This window comes from Clostridium sp. LIBA-8841, from assembly GCF_057782475.1.
Map to the genome: position 1 here is coordinate 1,171,313 of NZ_CM173488.1, position 17,931 is coordinate 1,189,243.

At 27.1% G+C, this 17,931-nt stretch carries 18 protein-coding genes and 1 other annotated feature; of the genes, 17 read left to right on the forward strand and 1 reads right to left on the reverse strand.

What is annotated here, in order from left to right; genetic code table 11:
• Positions 1 to 115: 115 nt before the first annotated feature.
• From AC2A4K_RS05035 to AC2A4K_RS05095, 13 genes are all read left to right on the forward strand, one after another.
• Positions 116 to 1,135 carry a phosphotransferase gene (locus AC2A4K_RS05035; protein ID WP_322504058.1) on the forward strand — a complete coding sequence of 340 codons (1,020 nt, stop codon included), beginning with the start codon at positions 116 to 118 and terminating at the stop codon, positions 1,133 to 1,135.
• 139 nt (positions 1,136 to 1,274) lie between these two features.
• Positions 1,275 to 1,733 carry a YdeI/OmpD-associated family protein gene (locus AC2A4K_RS05040; RefSeq protein ID WP_322504057.1) on the forward strand — a complete coding sequence of 153 codons (459 nt, stop codon included), beginning with the start codon at positions 1,275 to 1,277 and terminating at the stop codon, positions 1,731 to 1,733.
• 172 nt (positions 1,734 to 1,905) lie between these two features.
• Positions 1,906 to 2,178, forward strand: a complete 273-nt coding sequence (locus AC2A4K_RS05045; protein WP_322504056.1) for a CD3324 family protein — start codon at positions 1,906 to 1,908, stop codon at positions 2,176 to 2,178.
• A gap of 139 nt (positions 2,179 to 2,317) precedes the next feature.
• Positions 2,318 to 3,292: a phosphotransferase enzyme family protein gene (locus AC2A4K_RS05050; protein WP_322504055.1), complete on the forward strand. Its 975-nt coding sequence runs from the start codon at positions 2,318 to 2,320 to the stop codon at positions 3,290 to 3,292.
• Positions 3,293 to 3,761: 469 nt separating this feature from the next.
• Complete coding sequence (locus tag AC2A4K_RS05055; RefSeq protein ID WP_322504054.1) at positions 3,762 to 4,862, forward strand: PQQ-dependent sugar dehydrogenase; 1,101 nt, start codon at positions 3,762 to 3,764, stop codon at positions 4,860 to 4,862.
• Positions 4,863 to 5,204: 342 nt separating this feature from the next.
• A complete protein-coding gene (locus AC2A4K_RS05060; RefSeq protein WP_322504053.1) occupies positions 5,205 to 5,948 on the forward strand; it encodes a hypothetical protein in 744 nt (247 codons plus the stop codon).
• 175 nt (positions 5,949 to 6,123) lie between these two features.
• Positions 6,124 to 7,365 carry a flagellin lysine-N-methylase gene (gene fliB / locus AC2A4K_RS05065; RefSeq protein ID WP_322504319.1) on the forward strand — a complete coding sequence of 414 codons (1,242 nt, stop codon included), beginning with the start codon at positions 6,124 to 6,126 and terminating at the stop codon, positions 7,363 to 7,365.
• A 290-nt stretch (positions 7,366 to 7,655) separates the two neighbouring features.
• Positions 7,656 to 7,901: a binding site (T-box leader), on the forward strand.
• A gap of 203 nt (positions 7,902 to 8,104) precedes the next feature.
• Positions 8,105 to 9,130: a tryptophan--tRNA ligase gene (trpS, locus tag AC2A4K_RS05070; RefSeq protein ID WP_322504052.1), complete on the forward strand. Its 1,026-nt coding sequence runs from the start codon at positions 8,105 to 8,107 to the stop codon at positions 9,128 to 9,130.
• A 263-nt stretch (positions 9,131 to 9,393) separates the two neighbouring features.
• Positions 9,394 to 10,101, forward strand: coding sequence for a response regulator transcription factor (locus AC2A4K_RS05075; protein WP_322504051.1), 708 nt, complete (start codon positions 9,394 to 9,396; stop codon positions 10,099 to 10,101).
• Between the two features lie 232 nt (positions 10,102 to 10,333).
• Positions 10,334 to 11,251, forward strand: a complete 918-nt coding sequence (locus tag AC2A4K_RS05080) for an ABC transporter ATP-binding protein (protein WP_322504050.1) — start codon at positions 10,334 to 10,336, stop codon at positions 11,249 to 11,251.
• Positions 11,251 to 12,105, forward strand: a complete 855-nt coding sequence (locus tag AC2A4K_RS05085) for a DUF2705 family protein (RefSeq protein ID WP_322504049.1) — start codon at positions 11,251 to 11,253, stop codon at positions 12,103 to 12,105. Before AC2A4K_RS05080 ends, AC2A4K_RS05085 begins: the two co-directional genes overlap by 1 nt.
• A gap of 65 nt (positions 12,106 to 12,170) precedes the next feature.
• Complete coding sequence (locus tag AC2A4K_RS05090; protein ID WP_322504048.1) at positions 12,171 to 13,064, forward strand: sensor histidine kinase; 894 nt, start codon at positions 12,171 to 12,173, stop codon at positions 13,062 to 13,064.
• A 127-nt stretch (positions 13,065 to 13,191) separates the two neighbouring features.
• Complete coding sequence (locus AC2A4K_RS05095) at positions 13,192 to 13,818, forward strand: hypothetical protein (protein WP_488458841.1); 627 nt, start codon at positions 13,192 to 13,194, stop codon at positions 13,816 to 13,818.
• Positions 13,819 to 13,903: 85 nt separating this feature from the next.
• Here AC2A4K_RS05095 and AC2A4K_RS05100 read toward each other — a convergent pair whose 3' ends face one another.
• Positions 13,904 to 14,431 carry a hypothetical protein gene (locus AC2A4K_RS05100; protein WP_322504046.1) on the reverse strand — a complete coding sequence of 176 codons (528 nt, stop codon included), beginning with the start codon at positions 14,429 to 14,431 and terminating at the stop codon, positions 13,904 to 13,906.
• A gap of 497 nt (positions 14,432 to 14,928) precedes the next feature.
• Here AC2A4K_RS05100 and AC2A4K_RS05105 point away from each other — a divergent pair, with 497 nt between their 5' ends.
• The 4 genes from AC2A4K_RS05105 to hisJ all read left to right on the forward strand — a co-directional run bounded on the left by AC2A4K_RS05105 (position 14,929) and on the right by hisJ (position 17,928).
• Positions 14,929 to 15,555 carry an HAD family hydrolase gene (locus AC2A4K_RS05105; protein WP_322504045.1) on the forward strand — a complete coding sequence of 209 codons (627 nt, stop codon included), beginning with the start codon at positions 14,929 to 14,931 and terminating at the stop codon, positions 15,553 to 15,555.
• Between the two features lie 155 nt (positions 15,556 to 15,710).
• Positions 15,711 to 16,172, forward strand: a complete 462-nt coding sequence (locus AC2A4K_RS05110) for a hypothetical protein (RefSeq protein ID WP_322504044.1) — start codon at positions 15,711 to 15,713, stop codon at positions 16,170 to 16,172.
• A gap of 96 nt (positions 16,173 to 16,268) precedes the next feature.
• Positions 16,269 to 16,982: a M48 family metallopeptidase gene (locus tag AC2A4K_RS05115; protein WP_322504043.1), complete on the forward strand. Its 714-nt coding sequence runs from the start codon at positions 16,269 to 16,271 to the stop codon at positions 16,980 to 16,982.
• A gap of 136 nt (positions 16,983 to 17,118) precedes the next feature.
• Positions 17,119 to 17,928, forward strand: a complete 810-nt coding sequence (gene hisJ, locus AC2A4K_RS05120) for a histidinol-phosphatase HisJ (RefSeq protein WP_322504042.1) — start codon at positions 17,119 to 17,121, stop codon at positions 17,926 to 17,928.
• The last annotated feature ends 3 nt before the right edge of the window (positions 17,929 to 17,931 follow it).

Here is a 17,931-nt window from a genome sequence, read left to right on the forward strand (position 1 = left end):
CTATTATTCTTACGTAGATAATGCAATACTAGATGCTCATTAAGATGATCTTACAGTTCTAGCTAAAAATCAACACTAGTCTAAAACATCATTCTATAGTTAAATGGTGATTTAAATGAATAATAATGATTTAAAAATAAGAGAAATAGAGGATTTAATTAAAAAAAACTATAATATCGGAAATATTAAAGAGATAAATAAAGTTTTGGAAGGTGCTTCATCAGAATGCTTTCATATAATTACAGAAAATAAAGAATATATTTTGAAAGATGTTGAGATGATATTTAAGAATCATCCCGAGGATGAACCTTTAATTAACAATATACTATTAAAAAGAGGAGTATGTGTATCTGAGTTTTATAAAAATAAGGAAAATAAATATTTGTTGGAATATCATGGTCACACATTTCATTTACAAAGTTTCATAAGAGGTAAGATATTAGAAGTAAATACAGCACCGCAATGGTTCATGAAAGAAAGTGCTGAAATACTAGGAAAAATTCATAAAGCATTAGAAGATATACCAGTGTTAAGTAGTGGAATTGGAAAAGAATTTTTTAGCTTTATAACTCCAGAATCTGCTAAGATATCTTATGAAAAATCTCTGCAAAGAGCTATAGAAAACAATGAAAGTCAAAATATTATTGATTTAAAATATAGAATTAGTTTATTAGAAAAAATAAAGGATATCAAACTTGAAATGAACAAGTTTACTTATAAAAATACTCATGGTGATTATTTTATAAGTCAAATAATATGTGGTGAGAATTCTATTAATGGAATAATTGATTTCACTTCAGCATGTATTCATCCTGCTTGCTGGGAAGTTATAAGATCATATTCCTATGCAGATCCAAAATGTATTGATGGAACAATAGATTTTGATAATTTAGTGAAGTATATAAAGGATTATATGAAATATAGTAGCCTCAATAAATATGATATAAAGATGATGCCGTATTTGTATTATTATCAGCTTGCAGTAAGTGATTATTTTAGTCAGTACTATGAATCTAATAATTCGAATAAAGAAGTACTAGGTTATTATGCTCATTGGTCAACTATCATTTGCAGATGGTTTGAAAAAAATATTGAAGAATTAACAGGGAATTTAGAGAAAGTATTTGGATTATAGAAATATGAAAATTTATTTAACAAGTCAGGAAAAATGTTTTATTTTCAATAGGTGAAAATAGTATAAAATATACTTAAGATATGTTTATAATAAGCTAAAGATAGTTAGTTAAGTACAAGAGAGGAGTAGGATTTAAAGTATGGTTTATAAATTTGAGGCTGTAATTAAAAAGCATGATGGTAAAGATGCTACATTTATAGAAATACCATTTGATGTTGAAGAGACTTTTGGAAGTAAGAGAGTTAAAGTAAAAGCAAAATTTGATGGTTTTGAATATAGAGGTTCTATTGTAAAAATGGGATTACCTTGTTATATGATAGGTATAACCAAAGCTATAAGAAAGGAAATTGGTAAGGAAGCTGGAGATTCTATAATCGTTGAGGTAGAAAAAGATGAGGAAGAAAGAGTGGTTGAATTACCAGAGGACTTCAAATTAGCTTTAGATAAAAATAAAGTAGCTAAAGATTTTTATGAAAGTTTATCCTATTCAGTTAAAAGAAAATATGTACAGTGGGTAACTAGTGCAAAGAAAATTGAAACTAGAGAAAAGAGAATTAATGAGGCCGTTATAAAGTTAGAAAATAATATAAAAATATAAAGTTGATTTCCAATTTTAAAATAAGTAGAATTATGATGAAATGGTATAAAAAGGAGGAGTTTTTTATGATGGAACCTGCTAATAATGCATAGCAAGGCTATTGCATTTTGAATAGAAAATATAAATAGCCTTTGCTAAACCTAAATTAATTTTTATATTTAGGAGGAGCATTATGTGCTATATCACGGCTAAAGAAGTATTACCTAAAGAAGTAATTGAGTTAATTCAAAAATATGTAGATGGTGAATATATTTATATCCCTAGAAAAGAAACTAATAAAAGAGAATGGGGAGCTAAAACATCCACTCGTGGAGAGATTAAGCTAAGAAATGAAAGTATTTATGCTGAATATATGGACGGATTAAGCAGACAAGAACTTGCAGAGAAATACTTCTTATCTAAAAAGAGTATAGATAGAATAATATTGAAAGAGAAATCTAAATAATTTAAATGAGCCACAAGCTATGAGTTAGTTTTGGCTCATTTTTATTTCATAAAAATTTTATAGGTTTAATATGAGAACTTTACATAGTAGTATAGTTATTAATAAGAGAAAAGCAATTTTAAAAAAGGGGAAGAGTATTTTGGAGAGAGATTTAATAAAAAATAAGGAAGAATTACAATCGTTATTAGATATATGGGTAATAGATAAAAATTTAGTTATTAAAGAAGAAAATATATGCTATGAAACCAATAGAGAGCCTCATATATGGACTGTAGGTGAGGATTATATATTAAAAATGACTAATAGTGAAAATGAAATGAAAAATAATGTGAATATTTCTAGGCTTCTTTTAAAAGGTGGTGTTCCAGTTCAAAAAGTAGTTGAAACATCAAAGGGAGAATTTTATATTTCTTTAAATAATAAATATTATGGATTGTTTACTAAAATAAAGGGAGAAGTACTTAAGGATTATTTTGAAGGAGATTATGTTAAGAGAGGATTTTATTTAGGAAAATGTGCAGCAGATATTCATAAAGGATTAAAAAACATAACTGAAGAGGTAAAGAAAAACAATAAAATATGGGACAATAATATGATTGAAGAATTAAATGGATGGGTTAAGGAGGAAATAGATAAATATTTACCACAGTGTAATTTAAGCAAAGAAGAGATAGATTCTTTCAATAATATTAGGAGAGATTTATGTGAAAACTTTGAGGAATTGTATCTAAAGCTACCAAGACAGGTTATTCATAGAGATTTTCATGGAGAAAATATGATATTTGAAAATAAGGAGTTGGTAGGATATATAGATTTTGATTTAACTCAAATCAATGCAAGGATATTTGATGTATGCTATTTATGTACAGGTTCCTTAGCTTCAATTTTTCAGAATGAAGATAAAAGAAATAAATGGATAGACTTTTCAAAATCAGTTATTAAAGGCTATAAAAGTAATGTTGATATCACAGTTGAAGAGGAGAAAAGCCTAAAATATATGATTATCTCAATAGAGCTAATTATGATTGCATTCTTTGCAAAGGATGGATATAAAGATATAGCAGATACAAATATTAAGATGGTTAACTGGATAGATTCAGTTTGGGACAAATAAATGCTTAACAGAATTTGTTTTCATTCAAAGATATAGTTAAGTAAATAGACCTTCAGAGGGAAAAAATAAAAGATTAATGAAATATCATTTAGAGGATAGACTTTGATTAAGTCTATCTTATTTTGAATGGATATAGTATTTATATGAAAGTTGATGAAATTTTCTATAAATATTTAAAAATACATCTAATGATTATGGTAATAGAGCATTGTAGTTGGTCAAATGAGAAAGCGAAAGATTATTATATAGAGAATATTGAGTTTTTAAAGAAAATCTTATAAATATTAGTATAGAAAACTTATATTAAAGTAATGTTTTATAATAAGGTTCTTAATGATTAGTAACATTAAAGAAGAGAGTTTAATAAAATATGGTAAATGGTATGATTACAACGTATTAATTCTTTTTCTCAAAGTATATATTTAGCAAGATATTAATTAAAACTTTGGAGATAAATAGGGGGATAAATATGAGAAAATTCTTTTACCGTATTTTAAGAAGAATAAAAGTATGTTCAATTAAAGCAGTAAATTCAATAAAAAGAAGTTCTAAATCAAGGCAATTGGATTACGAAGTTGAAGTTATAGCTGAAAGGTTATCTATACCATGGGCCATAGATATAAGCCAAGAAGGCAAAATTTATTTTACTGAGCGTCCAGGGAGAATTAGAGTTGTTGAAAATGGTAAACTTAATCCAGAACCTCTAATCACATTAGGTTCACCATTCATAAGTCAAGGAGAGGGAGGATTAATGGGAATTGCCTTAGATCCAAATTTCTCACAGAACCATTATATATATGTTATGCATACATATATGGAAGTAAATCAAATGTATAATCGTGTTATAAGATTAGTTGAAAATAATAATAAAGCATCTATTGATAAAATTATTTTAGATAAAATTCCAGGAGGAAGAATTCATAATGGAGGAAGAATAAAAATAGGGCCTGATAAAAAGTTATATATAACAACTGGAGATGCAGGAAATTCTAATTTAGCACAGGATTCTGAAAGTACAGCTGGAAAAATACTTAGAATAAATTTAGATGGAAGTATTCCTAGGGATAATCCTATTTCTGGTTCACCAGTTTATACCTTAGGACATAGAAATCCGCAGGGAATTGCTTGGAATTCAAAAAACATATTATATTCATCAGAACATGGACAATCAGCACATGATGAAATAAATATGATAGAGCCAGGATCGAATTATGGCTGGCCTCTTGTTCAAGGAGATGAAGATTTAACTGATCTTAATCTTAAGAAGCCATTGATACACAGTGGAGAAGAAACTTGGGCTCCTTCAGGAATTGCATTCATAAATCAAGGAGCAAGAAAAGATAATTTATTGGTTGCTACTCTTAGAGGACAAAAGTTACTTGTTATGTCTTTTAATGGAAGTGGAGCTAAAGCAACTAATGTAGAAGTACTATTTGAAAATAGTTACGGACGTTTACGTGAAGTTGTTGTGGGGAAAGATGGGGCTATTTATCTTTCAACTAGTAATAGAGATGGAAGAGGAAATCCTGCTATAAATGATGATAGGATTATTAGAGTAGTTTTAAAATAACACTTATTAGAGAATAGAATATAAATAACTTCTTTTTGAAAATATGTAACTAAAAATATGATTTGAAGATAAAAAAATACAATATAATTGTTATAAGTTAAGGTATGTTTGGAAATATATAATTTAAGGTTAGGTAGAGAAATCAAGTATAGAAATTTATAAGAACTATACTTGATTTTTTAGGTTTTTAGTAGTTAAATATTATGATTAAGAGAGAATTTTTGATATATTTAGTTTAGAAAATAAATTTTTAATATGAATACTGTAAATAAAAAATATGAAATCAAAAGATTGATTAAACTTAGATGATGATATAAATATATTTATTTTGGAGATGTTAATATGAAAAAAACTTTATATGATTATGAAGAAGCAATTAAAAAATTACCTTTAAAAGATAAATACACAAAAGAAGAACTTCTAATAGATGATTTTCTTATTGAGAAAGAAGGAAATATTGAAATTTATTATGCACCACACAATGAGTATATAAATCCTAGGGCAAAAGTTTTTATTGTTGGTATAACTCCAGGCTTTAATCAAATGAGCACAGCTATAGCAGAAGCAAGAAAGGAGTTAGAAGTAAGTGATAATATTGAAGAAATTCAATATAAATGCAAAGTTGCAGGCCGTTTTAGTGGAAGTTTAAGAAAAAATATTATTAGTATGTTAAATGAGATAGAACTTAATAAGGTTTTAGAAATAGAGGATTGTGGAGAGCTTTTCGGAGAAAAGGATTATTTATTACATACAGTATCTTTAATTCCTTACTCTGTATTTGTTAAAAAAGCAAACTACACAGGACATACTCCAAAATTAATAAAGAGTGATTTCTTAATGAAGTATGTTTATGATAATTTTCTTTCTGAAATTAAAAGTTTAGATGATTTTGAAAATATATTACTAATACCTTTAGGAAAAGCGGTAGAAGAGGTTTTATGTAAATTGCAAGAAGAAGGTTTTATAAGTGAAAGACAAATTATTAAGGGGTTTCCACATCCATCAGGTGCAAATGTCAATAGAATACCTCAATTAAATGAAAATAAGGACAGAATGATTAAAGAAATTAGAGTTTTTTGTAAATAAAGATAATTAATTTTAACTAAATATTAGAGGATTTTTCAATCTTCCATAGTCAAGAGAGAAATGGTCTATATGGAACGTTACTGGTAACTTTAATGGTGATTAGTTCACCTTATGTAAAATACTGTGGTAAAATAATTAGGTGAATTAAAGTATTTTATTGAGAAGGAAGTATATGATGAAGAGTGTTAAAATGAGATACCCAATATATCTTAAAGAGTTTAAATGTATTGGGGGAGAATGTGAAGATAGCTGTTGTATAGGCTGGGATGTTGATATTGATAAGTTTACTTTTGAGCAATATGAAGGAGTTCAAGATAATGAAATGAAAAATATTCTTGAAAGTAACCTTATTAAAAATAAGAATCATCAATGTGATGAAATTGATTTTGCAAAAGTTAAGTTAGGAGAAACTAAAAGATGTCCTTTCTTAAATTGTGAGAATTATTGTATTATCCATGCCAATCTTGGAGAGGAATATCTTTCAAATGTTTGTACATCTTTTCCTAGAGTAACTAACAAAATTGATGGTATTTATGAAATGTCACTTGCCGTAGCATGTCCAGAGGCAGCTAGAATACTTTTACTTAAGGAAGAAGGAATTGATTTTTCAGAAGGTGATGAAACTTTAGGAAAACACATAATATCAAGTGAAGTTAATATTGAACTTGGTCAAGGGGAATGGCTTCCTGTAGAGTTTCTTAAAGAGATTAGAGAAGTAAGTATAAAGATAATGAAAAATAGAAAGTTTTCTTTAGATAAGAGACTTTACATATTAGGTGAATTTATAAATAGTTTAGAGGATGAGTATGAATATAATCATGATAATACATTAAATTTCATAAAGGGATATGATATAAATTCTATCCAAGATCCATATGAAGAAAACCCTATGAACTATATTATTCAAGTTGATTTCTTTAAAAAGTTACTTACTATGCTTCGTGTAGAAAAAGATGTTGATAGTGAAAGATTTAAGGAGTACTCAAGAGAGGTTATAGAAGGACTTAATCTTAATGAGGAAAACTATTTAGCTAAAAATGCTCAAATGTATATAAAAGCTTTTCAAGATTATGAGAAAGAGTTTTTAAAGAAAAATGGCTACATATTTGAGAATTACATAGTTAATTTTATATATAGTAATCTCTTCCCATTTTGCGAAATAGAATCTATCTTTGACAGTTATATAATGCTACTTGTAAGATATACATTTATGAGATTTTATTTAGTTGGAATGTACTTATATAATGAAAATAGAGAAGAAAATAAGGCACTTTCTAAAGAAGAAGTAGTTAGATTTATACAATGTTTCTCAAAGGTTGTGGAACATCACAAGACTTACCTAGTTGACCTATTAAACTACATAAAAGAACATGATTTCAATAACTTAGAGTTTGTAAAAACATTATTACCAAAATAATAGTTTATTGAGTTAATAGTATTAAACTGAATTTTTATTATTAGCTTATAAAAGTATAGTATTACTTTAAAGTATTAGTTTTAGGATATATTATGGTAACTAAATGAACTGAAGAGATATATGAATTAGAATTATTATAAATTAAAAAAAGTATATTTGTTTAAGAGTTTATTTATAAATTTTTAGAGATTATTAGTTTTTTATAATATCTTTTATAATATTTTTTATGTTTTTATATAAAATATATAATGAACTGTTTTTACACATAAATAGAAAAGTGATATATTATAATAAATCCATTGATAAGGAGTAGTAATTAAATTTAGCTTTAATAAAGAGAGTTAGGGATGGTGGAATCCTAGCAAGAAGAGATTTAATGAATGGACCTTTGAGGAACAAAGAGAAATCTTATTTTGAGAGTATCGGAGTGGTGTGCCGCACCTTATAGCGGATAGAGTGTGATAGTACTTGAAGTTGAGAGGCATATTTTTATATGCAATTTAGGTGGTAACGCGGAAGATATCTCCGTCCTATTTATTTAGGGCGGAGTTTTTTTATTTTAATAGAGTCTCTATTTTAAGTAAATGTTGATTTTTAGTTAAGTCTTTATATCTATTTACTTATTAAGGCGGTTTTATGGATTTATCTAAAAATTAATACGAATTTTAGAACAGAGCATAAGTAGAATTAAATATATTTAAATTATAGAAGCAATTTAAAAGATTAGGAGGAGAAATTCATGAAAAAAGAAATAATTTTAACAGGAGATAGACCAACAGGAAAATTACACATAGGGCATTATGTTGGTTCTTTAATTAATAGGGTACAATTACAAAATAGTGGAGAATATGAAAGTTATATAATGATTGCTGACCAACAGGCATTAACAGATAATGCTAGAAATCCAGAAAAGATAAGAAAAAGCTTAACTGAGGTTGCTTTAGATTATTTAGCTGTTGGAATAGATCCAAGTAAATCAACTATATTTGTTCAATCACAGATTCCAGAGTTAAATGAATTAACTATGCATTATTTAAATCTAGTTACAGTTGCAAGATTAGAAAGAAATCCAACAGTTAAGAATGAAATAAAAGAGAAAAACTTTAACACGAGCATACCATCAGGATTTTTAATTTATCCTGTAAGCCAAGCTGCTGATATAACAGCATTTAAGGCAACTGTAGTTCCAGCAGGAGAGGATCAATTACCTATGATTGAGCAGACAAGAGAAATAGTGAGAAGTTTTAATTCAATATATGAAAAAGAGGTATTAGTTGAGCCAAGAGTTATCTTACCAAAGGCAGGTTTAGGAAGACTACCTGGTATAGATGGAAATGCTAAGATGAGTAAATCTTTAAATAACGCAATATATTTATCTGATGAACCAGAAGTTATAAAGAAGAAAATAATGTCAATGTACACAGATCCTAATCATATTAGAGTTGAAGATCCAGGACAAATTGAAAATAATACTGTATTTACCTATTTAGATGCTTTTGCTCAAGATAAAGCAAAGGTGGAAGAAATGAAGGAGCATTATAAAAGAGGTGGTTTAGGTGATGTTAAGGTTAAAAAATATTTAAATGAAGTATTACAAGCAGAACTAGAACCTATAAGAGCAAGAAGAAAAGAGTATGAAAAAAATATTGATTATGTATATGAAATGTTAAAAACAGGTAGTGAAAAAGCAAGAGAAAAGGCAAGTAATACTCTTCATGAAGTTAGGGAAGCTATAGGAATAAACTATTTTAATAACCTATTATAATTTCAAAATAATTATTTTATAAATTCTATGGCATTAATAGGGTAATTATTTTTATGTTAGAATGAATTAATTATATTAAAAGAAAAGATGACAATGTGCAATTTATAATACACATTGTCATTTTTATTTTATGGTTATATGAAAATAGATTAATAGAATAAATTAGATTTTAAAAATAAGTAAATATAGTAAGATTAGCAGGTATTTAAAAAGTTAGTATGATAATATATTCGTATGTATAAGATTAACATTTGTATATAATTATGGAGGATAAAAAATTGAATATTTTAATTGTTGAAGATAACGTTGATATAAATAACCTTATTTCTAGAATACTTGAGAAAGAAGGGTACTCAGTAAGAGGCGCATATTCAGGTTCAGAAGGAATGATGTGTATAGAGCAGTTTGAGTATGATCTTATAATTCTTGATTTAATGTTACCTGGAATTAGTGGAGAAGAGCTTATAGAAAGGGTTAGGAATAAGAGTGTGGTTCCAATAATAGTTATATCTGCTAAAGAAGGAATTGACAATAGAATAAATGTACTTAAGCTAGGGGCTGATGATTTTATAAGTAAACCTTTTGATAATGATGAGGTGCTTGCTAGAGTAGAAGCTCAGCTTAGAAGATATAAAAAATTTTCTAAAAAAGAAATTAAAAAGACTAAATTTACATTCAAGAAGTTGGTTCTAGATTCGGAAACTAGACAAGCTTTTATAGGGAATAAAGAAGTACCTTTAACTGCAAGAGAATTCTCTATAATAGAACTTCTAATATCAAATCCTAAGAAGGTTTTTACAAGAGCAAATTTATTTGAATCCGTATGGAATAATGAATTCATAGGGGATGATAACACAGTAAATGTTCATGTAAGCAATTTAAGGACAAAGCTTTCAAAATTAGATCAAGAGAATGAATATATAAAAACCGTGTGGGGGATAGGCTTCAAATTAGGTGAAGAGAGTAATTAGCAAATATAAAGCCATAATAAATTTGCTATGGATTATTTAACCAAATTTTAGAGTTCTTAATAAAGTATTTAGTTTATATAAGGCGAAATTAATTAGTTATTGAAGTCTAGCTACAAAATAAATATCTTAAGAGAGCTAAATAAAAACTTAAGACTTTCTTAATCTTTGATTTATGATATCTTATAAAGTTCTCTATAGAATAAGGGTATAAGATATCAGGAGGGAATTTTAAATGAGAGATTTAGTTTTAAAAACACATGGCATAACTAAAAAATACGGAAGTCAACTTTCAAATGATGATATAAATATCAATGTTAGAAAAGGCGATATCTATGGATTAATAGGAAAAAATGGAGCTGGTAAAACAACTTTAATTAGAGTTATAACAGGCTTGGCTCATAGAACAAGTGGACATATTGAGCTATTTGGTAGAAGTGGGGAAAGAGAATTAAATGATGCTAGAACTATGATAGGCAGTTTAATTGAATCTCCTTCTTTTTATCCTAATATGACAGCAAGGGAAAATCTAGAGGTTTCAAGAATATTTAGAAATATAGCAGGCAAAGAGTGTATTGAGGAAGTTTTACAGTTGGTTGGATTAAGTGATACAGGAAAAAAGAAAGTTAAAAACTTTTCTTTAGGTATGAAACAGAGATTAGGAATAGCAAATGCTTTACTTGGTAATCCAAAACTACTTATATTAGATGAGCCTATAAATGGATTAGATCCAATGGGAATAGTTGAAATAAGAGAACTTCTTAAAAAGTTAAATAGGGAAAAAGATATGACCATAATAATATCAAGTCATATTTTGGGTGAGCTTTCAGAACTTGCAACTTGCTATGGGATTATGAGTGAAGGGAAGCTTATAGAAGAGATTTCAGAAGAAACTCTTAATGAAAAATGTAGACAGAATATAGAGATTAAGGTTGATGATAAGGATAGAGCTGTTGCTTTAATTGAGAGGGAAATGAAAATAAAAAATTATATAGTACTAGAAAACAATATTATAAAAATTTTCGATAACTTAGACCAAGTTGGTTTAATAAATTCAACACTTTCAATAAATGGAGTTTTAGTTGAAAGTATAGGGTTAAAGGGAGAAAGTTTAGAAGAATATTTTATGACACTAGTTGGAGGTACTAAGTAATGAATAGATTGATTAAAGCAGAAATATTTAAATTAATGAAAAATAAAGCTTTTAAGGTATTATGCGCGATTTGTATTATATTAGCTTTTATGAGTATATTTTCAGCCTCAGATACAATGAATAGTTTAATGAAAGATGCCATGTCTAATATACCTGAGGAGATACAGGTAATTGCTCAAACAAATGAAGCTAATGGAGCAATTGTTACTCCAGGAAGAATAGGCTTTAATATGCCGAAGGGAAATAGCCCATTAGATGTTTATTATGTATCCTTTGGAGTAGGTGTCATTGAAATTTTAATAGGAGTTTTAGTTGGAGGATTCTTAGCCAAGGAATATTCGGAAGGAACTATGAAAAATATATTAGCTTATGGAAAGAGTAGAACAAAATTTTATTTATCAAAGTTTATAGCTATGATGGTAGGAGTTTCTATATTAACCTTAATTCTAACTTTAATATCTTTTATAGGAACAGGTTTTATGAATGGTTTCGGAGATATAGCATTAGCTGATTTAGGTAATATGGCAATGACATTCTTAGCCTCAATCATAGCAAGTTCAGCAGTAATAGCTTTAATTATGATAATAAGTTCCCTGGTAAAAGGAAATGGAGCAACAATAGGAATTACAGTGGTTATATTTGTTTTAATTCCAACAATAATAAGTATATTCTATGGAACTTATCCTACATTTGATTCCATATATGAAATGACTCCATACTATAATAATGCTTTAGCAACATCGCAGAATGCAGAGCTTAGTGATTTAATGAAATCTATAGGAATTTCTTTAGCAACAATAGGTCTTTCTTTAGGAATAGGGACGAAGATATTTAATAAACAGGATATAAAATAATATTTTTACTAAATTAAGGTGGTTCTTTTAGGAGTCACCTTATTAGTGCTTTAGGGGAGATTAGTATGTTTATAAAGGGAGTATTGATTTTTTTTATTATATATTTAATATTTTACACAGTAAGGATGAAGCTGGAGATTAAAAATATATCAAAACAGATAAGGACATGGAATGGAGAGAATATTAATATAAGAACTAATGCTATAAATAATGAAATAGAAGAACTTGTAAGGGATATAAATAGTATTTATGATGAGAATCAAAAGGTTAGAGCAGAAAATAAAAGAATTGATGAGGAGCTTAGAAGAAGCATATCAAATATGTCACATGATTTAAGAACACCTCTAACTTCTATTAGTGGATATATACAACTTATAAAAAATGATAAAAGTAGTGAAGAGGAAAAAAAGGAGTATCTTGATATAGTAGATAAAAGAGCAAGAAGCTTACAAGGATTAATTACAAACTTTTATGATTTATCAAGGTTAAACAGTAATGACTATATATTTAACTTTAAGAATATAAATCTAAAGAATATTTTGCTTGAAAATATAGCTACATACTATGGTAGCTTTATAAGCAATGATATTGAACCTAGCATTGAAATTCAGGATAAGGTTTCAAATATAATTTCTGATGAGAACGCTGTAAATAGGATATTTTCAAACCTTATTGGAAATATGATAAAGCATGGAGGGAAATTTATAAGTATTAATTTAAAAGAGGAGGAAAATTTTATAGTAACTGAGTTTATCAATTCTGTTGAGTATAGTGAAGAGATACAAGTTGATAAGATATTTGATAGATTTTATATAGGGGATAAATCAAGAACAAGAAATAATACAGGCTTAGGATTAGCTATAACAAAGGCACTTGTTGAAAAGCTTGGACATAGTATAAAAGCTAAGTTGGATAATGATAAGTTATACATTCAAATCTTTTGGAAAAAATTAAAGTAACTAGATTTAATAGATTTAGTTACTTTAATTTTTTTATTTAATAGTTTATTTTCGCTTTGGTAATTTATTGGCAATAAGTGGTTGTTAAGATTTTATTAAATAGAAAATAAGTTTTTAGTGAGGGGTTATGATGATAAAGAAAAAGGATATTACTATTGGTATTGTTGCTATAGGAATCGTTTTATTAATGGCTTTCTTAGGAATTGCTAGAAAAGAAATAGTTGATTATAGAAATAGAGGAGTAGATGTTACAAGTGATGAAAGTATTAGAGTTCCAATAGAAAATTTGGCTAAAGAATTTGTTTATTTAGGATTTAGTAAAGAACCTGTTAATTGTAAAGAAATAATATGTAATGAGGAATTTACTGATAATTATAATTCTATATTTAATTCCACAGTAGAATATAATTTATATCAAGACATAGATAGCGTAAATGTTGATATAAATAAGATAGTAAAAGAATATGATGATGATTATAAGATTAATTTTCATGTTGAATATATGTTTTCATATACTGATGGGAGTAATAATAAAGGGGTAGGAACAGATGATTACACAGCTTATATAGTTGAGAAAGATGGAAAGTTTTATATAGATAGAATCATTGATAATGTTAATCTAGGACAGTTTAAGCATGAAAAAAGTAAATTAACAAAATTATTTATTTCAGAGGAAGAGATTTATAATCAAGCTATGAATTTTGAAATAGAGTCTAGAAAACTTTATGATGAATATATGAAAGAATCCAAATAACACATTACTTTTATTAATATCTATGGAGATAAAGAGAGAAATAGGATTTATTTTCAAAAGGATTAACAATAGTACTAATATAACACTAACAAGCAAATATACTTATATCTTGTCTATCTTTTATAAAGATTTTTAAAAGAGAATATGTTTCTAAAGAAACATTTGCTTTTATAGTTACATTATGTGAGAAGTTTACTTCTTCAATTAAATCATTATTATCTTCAATCAAGCCTTTTATTGCTTCATAGGAGCTATAAGAGGCTTCTATGAATATAGAAAGTTTTTCTTCCTCATTTTCTAAAGCACTTTCATCTCTATAATTTGCTCTGCAAGAGCTTTGATCTTTTGTTTCTAAGACATATACTCTAAGCTTATTACTTCTAGGAAATTCGATTTTTTCTATACTTCTTAAAAGCTTTTTTAACTCTTCTTTAGAAAGCTCTAGAAATTCTCTTTTTTCATAGCCATCTTCATAAACATTAAAAGTATTTTCAAGCTTTTCAATAACAACTTTTCTATTTTTCTTGTAGGATCTTATATCTAAACAGTTATATGGCTTTAATTCATTTAATTTTCTTATAGAATCAAAAGCAAAATTATCAATTGTAAACATAAATTTTCACCTCACTTTAAGAAAAAGTATTTTCCTAAAGTATAGCATTTTTTTGTTTAAACTAGAATAATTTCACTTATTGGATTTTTTTATGATTATTATAAATTTTTTATAATATTGACTAAAGAGTTTTTAGAGAATGAAAAAATGATTATATTGTTAGAATTAAAACAATAAAACCTATAAATATTATTAAGAAAGTATTTAGATTAAACTTGTATTTTTATTGATATGAGTTTATAAATGGTTATGTTAAGTTTGAAAAATATTATACAGCTAGTAGAAACAAAGAATAACATAGGACTACAAAGCAAAATACTAATATATCCATAGTAAAAACTCCTTTCTTAAATTTTAAATTGTTTAAGTAAATTTATATATGGAAATCCTTAAATATTTTGATGTAAAATAAGATTTATAGAGTTAAGATCTAAAAAGTATATTATTTTATTATATGAAATAAATTTTTAATTTAGAACTATAGGGGAGTGGATAACATGGGTAAGTATAAATATATAATCTTTGATATAGATTGTACACTTTTAGATACTGAAGGAATGAACATTAGAAGTTTAATGAGAATTATAAAGGAAGAGTTAGGCATAGAGAAGTCTTATGAAGAACTTATTACTTATATGGCTTTTCCAGGAAGACTTACTTTAAAAAAGCTTGGTGTAGATAATATTGATGAAGTTTATCCAAGATGGGTTTACTATGTAAATGAGGATGAGACAGGTGCTATACCTTATGAAGGAATGAAGGAAGTTTTAGATAAGTTAAAGGAACAAGGATATATCTTAGCTGTAGCTAGTTCGAAAACAAAAGAACAATATGGTATAGACATGGTTAATAATAATTTTCATACATACATGAAGGTTAATGTTCTAGTAGATGATGTTGAAAATACAAAGCCACATCCAGAACCATTAGAAAAGGCAATTAGACTTTTAGAAGCTGAACCAGAGAAATGCCTTTATATTGGAGATACAAAATCAGATTATCTTTGTGCAAAGGCTGCTGGTGTTGATTTTGCACTAGCCCTTTGGGGATGTAGAAATAAAGAAGGAATATATGCAGATTATGAACTTGAAAAACCAATAGATTTATTGAAGACCTTATTTTAGTAATTAATCTAGGGTGATTAATATTTGGACTAATGGTCAAAGACTTAGTTTAATATATTAGTAAGATTAATTTACCAATAAATGTTTATGTTTGTTTACAAGGAATGTTTAAATTGATAAGATTTATATGGGAATTTGAAATACTGGAGGAGAGTATGAAAAAATACGAAAGAAAACTGAAGATTGAGATTATTACTATTTTTGTAATGATTGATTATTTACTTATGTACAGAAGAGCAAGTAGTAATTTAGAGAGTTTTATTTTACTTGGTATAGCACTTTCGTGGATACTTTTTGCTTTAGGATATCATATTTGGGATATAAAAAGTAGAAAATTAACTTTAAAAGGATGGTTTCATAGTTTTATTGAAAGATTTAAAAAAATTGAAGGTAATAAAATTTACCTGAAACTTTGGAAATATAGTACAATATTACAAGTGATTTTGGGAGTTCTTTTAGTTTTAATAACAGTTGGAGCTTATGTCATAATGAAGGCACCAATAGTTGAATATATTCTTACTTTAGGGGTATTAACTACTGTGCTATTAGGAATTGCAGAGAGTTTTGCTTTTGTTATGGCTGGTATTTTAAGAGCTAGCGAAAATAAAAATGAATAACTTTATCTATAAAATGCTTCACAAGATTGTGGAGCATTTTTATACTATTTAGAGAATCTTTTGTTAAAAAATATATTTTTAAAGGGGGATGAAAACATGAAATTAGGATTTGAATTTCAAGATAAGTATGTAGAATTTGAATTAATACGTAGCAAAAGAAGAACTATGAGTATAGAAGTTTTGGCTGAAGGAGAGGTGAAAGTAAGAGCACCTATTAGTATTCCAAAAGATGTTATACTTGAACATATTAAGAAAAAAGGAGAATGGATAGTTGAAAAACAAGAAAACGCTAGGATCATTAGCTCTAAAAGAGTTAAGAGAGAGTTTATAGACGAAGAATTATTTATGTATTTAGGTAAAGAGTATCCATTGAAAATAAGATATAATCAGTTTTTAAAAGGAGTTTCTGTTAGTTTAACAGGGAAAAAGCTGATTGTTGATATTTCTGAATATGATAGAGAAAAAATAAAAAAAGCAATTGAACTATGGTATAGAGAAGTAGGACTAAAAGTAATTAAGGAAAGAGTAGAGTATTACTCTAAGTTTTATCTAATAAAACCTAGAAGTATAAAAGTTAAAGAACAAAAAAGAAGATGGGGAAGTTGTACCTATTATAACGACTTGCTTTTTAATTGGAGGTGTATAATGGCACCTATAGGAGTACTTGATTATATAGTTGTCCATGAGATGACTCATATGATTCATAAAGATCATTCTAGGAACTATTGGGAAGCTGTGGCCAAGGTAATGCCAGATTATGAAGATAAAAAGAGGTGGTTAAAAGAAAATGGAATAAAGATGGATATTTAATAGTTTAATCTGCAATTTATGATGTTGCAATAGTTGCAATAGAAGTAAATTATATTATACACTTCATAATTAGAGGAAAATGCAGATATAAAAGATAAAGAATAAAACTAAAGGAGGATATAAATTTTTTAATAATATGAGTAAAGAGTTTAATTTTAAAAATAAAGATGGACATATTCATACACAGTATTGCCCTCATGGAAGTAAGGATAATATGGAAGAGTATGTTGAAGAAGTAATGAAATGCGGTTTAGATGAGATGAGTTTTACAGAGCATTTGCCACTTCCAAAGAACTTTGAGGATCCTTCACCTTTAAAGGATAGTGCTATGGGAATAGAAAGAATAGAAGAGTATTTAAAAGAAGGACAAGTATTAAGAGAGAAATATAAAGATAAGATAAAAATTAATATAGGTGTAGAAGTAGATTATATTGAAGGATATGAAGAGGAAATAAAGGAGCTTTTAAATAAATATGGCACATTCTTAAGCGATGGTATTTTATCAGTACATATGATTAAAGGAAATAAGAGATACTATTGCATTGATTTTAGTGTAGAAGAATTTGGAAAAATCATAGATGACTTAGGTTCTATAGATGAAGTATATAACAAATATTATGATACCTTAATTATGGCTTTAGAAAGTGATTTAGGAACTTATAAACCTAAAAGAATAGGTCATTTAAATTTAGTAAGAAAGTTTAATAAAGAAGTTCCTTATAATTATGAAAAACACCTTCCAAAGATAGAGAAGATATTAAATATAATAAAAGAAAAAGGATATGAGCTTGATTTTAATATTGCAGGCTTAAGAAAAGAAGAGTGTGGAGAACTTTATATTGAAGGTAAGGTGTTAGATATGGCTATTGAGAAAGAGATACCTATGGTTTTAGGAAGTGATTCTCATTCATCTAAATATATAAAGTGTCTAAAAGAATTTTTATAAAAT

Coding starts and splice junctions, on each gene's coding strand:
- AC2A4K_RS05100 (WP_322504046.1), bottom strand. CDS start 14,431: ATGTTTACAATTGATAATTTTGCTTTTGATTCTATAAGAAAATTAAAT.
- AC2A4K_RS05060 (WP_322504053.1), top strand. CDS start 5,205: ATGAAAAAAACTTTATATGATTATGAAGAAGCAATTAAAAAATTACCT.
- AC2A4K_RS05035 (WP_322504058.1), top strand. CDS start 116: ATGAATAATAATGATTTAAAAATAAGAGAAATAGAGGATTTAATTAAA.
- AC2A4K_RS05075 (WP_322504051.1), top strand. CDS start 9,394: ATGGAGGATAAAAAATTGAATATTTTAATTGTTGAAGATAACGTTGAT.
- AC2A4K_RS05090 (WP_322504048.1), top strand. CDS start 12,171: ATGTTTATAAAGGGAGTATTGATTTTTTTTATTATATATTTAATATTT.
- AC2A4K_RS05095 (WP_488458841.1), top strand. CDS start 13,192: ATGATGATAAAGAAAAAGGATATTACTATTGGTATTGTTGCTATAGGA.
- AC2A4K_RS05045 (WP_322504056.1), top strand. CDS start 1,906: ATGTGCTATATCACGGCTAAAGAAGTATTACCTAAAGAAGTAATTGAG.
- AC2A4K_RS05080 (WP_322504050.1), top strand. CDS start 10,334: ATGAGAGATTTAGTTTTAAAAACACATGGCATAACTAAAAAATACGGA.
- trpS (WP_322504052.1), top strand. CDS start 8,105: ATGAAAAAAGAAATAATTTTAACAGGAGATAGACCAACAGGAAAATTA.
- AC2A4K_RS05055 (WP_322504054.1), top strand. CDS start 3,762: ATGAGAAAATTCTTTTACCGTATTTTAAGAAGAATAAAAGTATGTTCA.
- AC2A4K_RS05105 (WP_322504045.1), top strand. CDS start 14,929: ATGGGTAAGTATAAATATATAATCTTTGATATAGATTGTACACTTTTA.
- hisJ (WP_322504042.1), top strand. CDS start 17,119: ATGAGTAAAGAGTTTAATTTTAAAAATAAAGATGGACATATTCATACA.
- AC2A4K_RS05115 (WP_322504043.1), top strand. CDS start 16,269: ATGAAATTAGGATTTGAATTTCAAGATAAGTATGTAGAATTTGAATTA.
- AC2A4K_RS05040 (WP_322504057.1), top strand. CDS start 1,275: ATGGTTTATAAATTTGAGGCTGTAATTAAAAAGCATGATGGTAAAGAT.
- AC2A4K_RS05110 (WP_322504044.1), top strand. CDS start 15,711: ATGAAAAAATACGAAAGAAAACTGAAGATTGAGATTATTACTATTTTT.
- AC2A4K_RS05085 (WP_322504049.1), top strand. CDS start 11,251: ATGAATAGATTGATTAAAGCAGAAATATTTAAATTAATGAAAAATAAA.
- fliB (WP_322504319.1), top strand. CDS start 6,124: ATGAAGAGTGTTAAAATGAGATACCCAATATATCTTAAAGAGTTTAAA.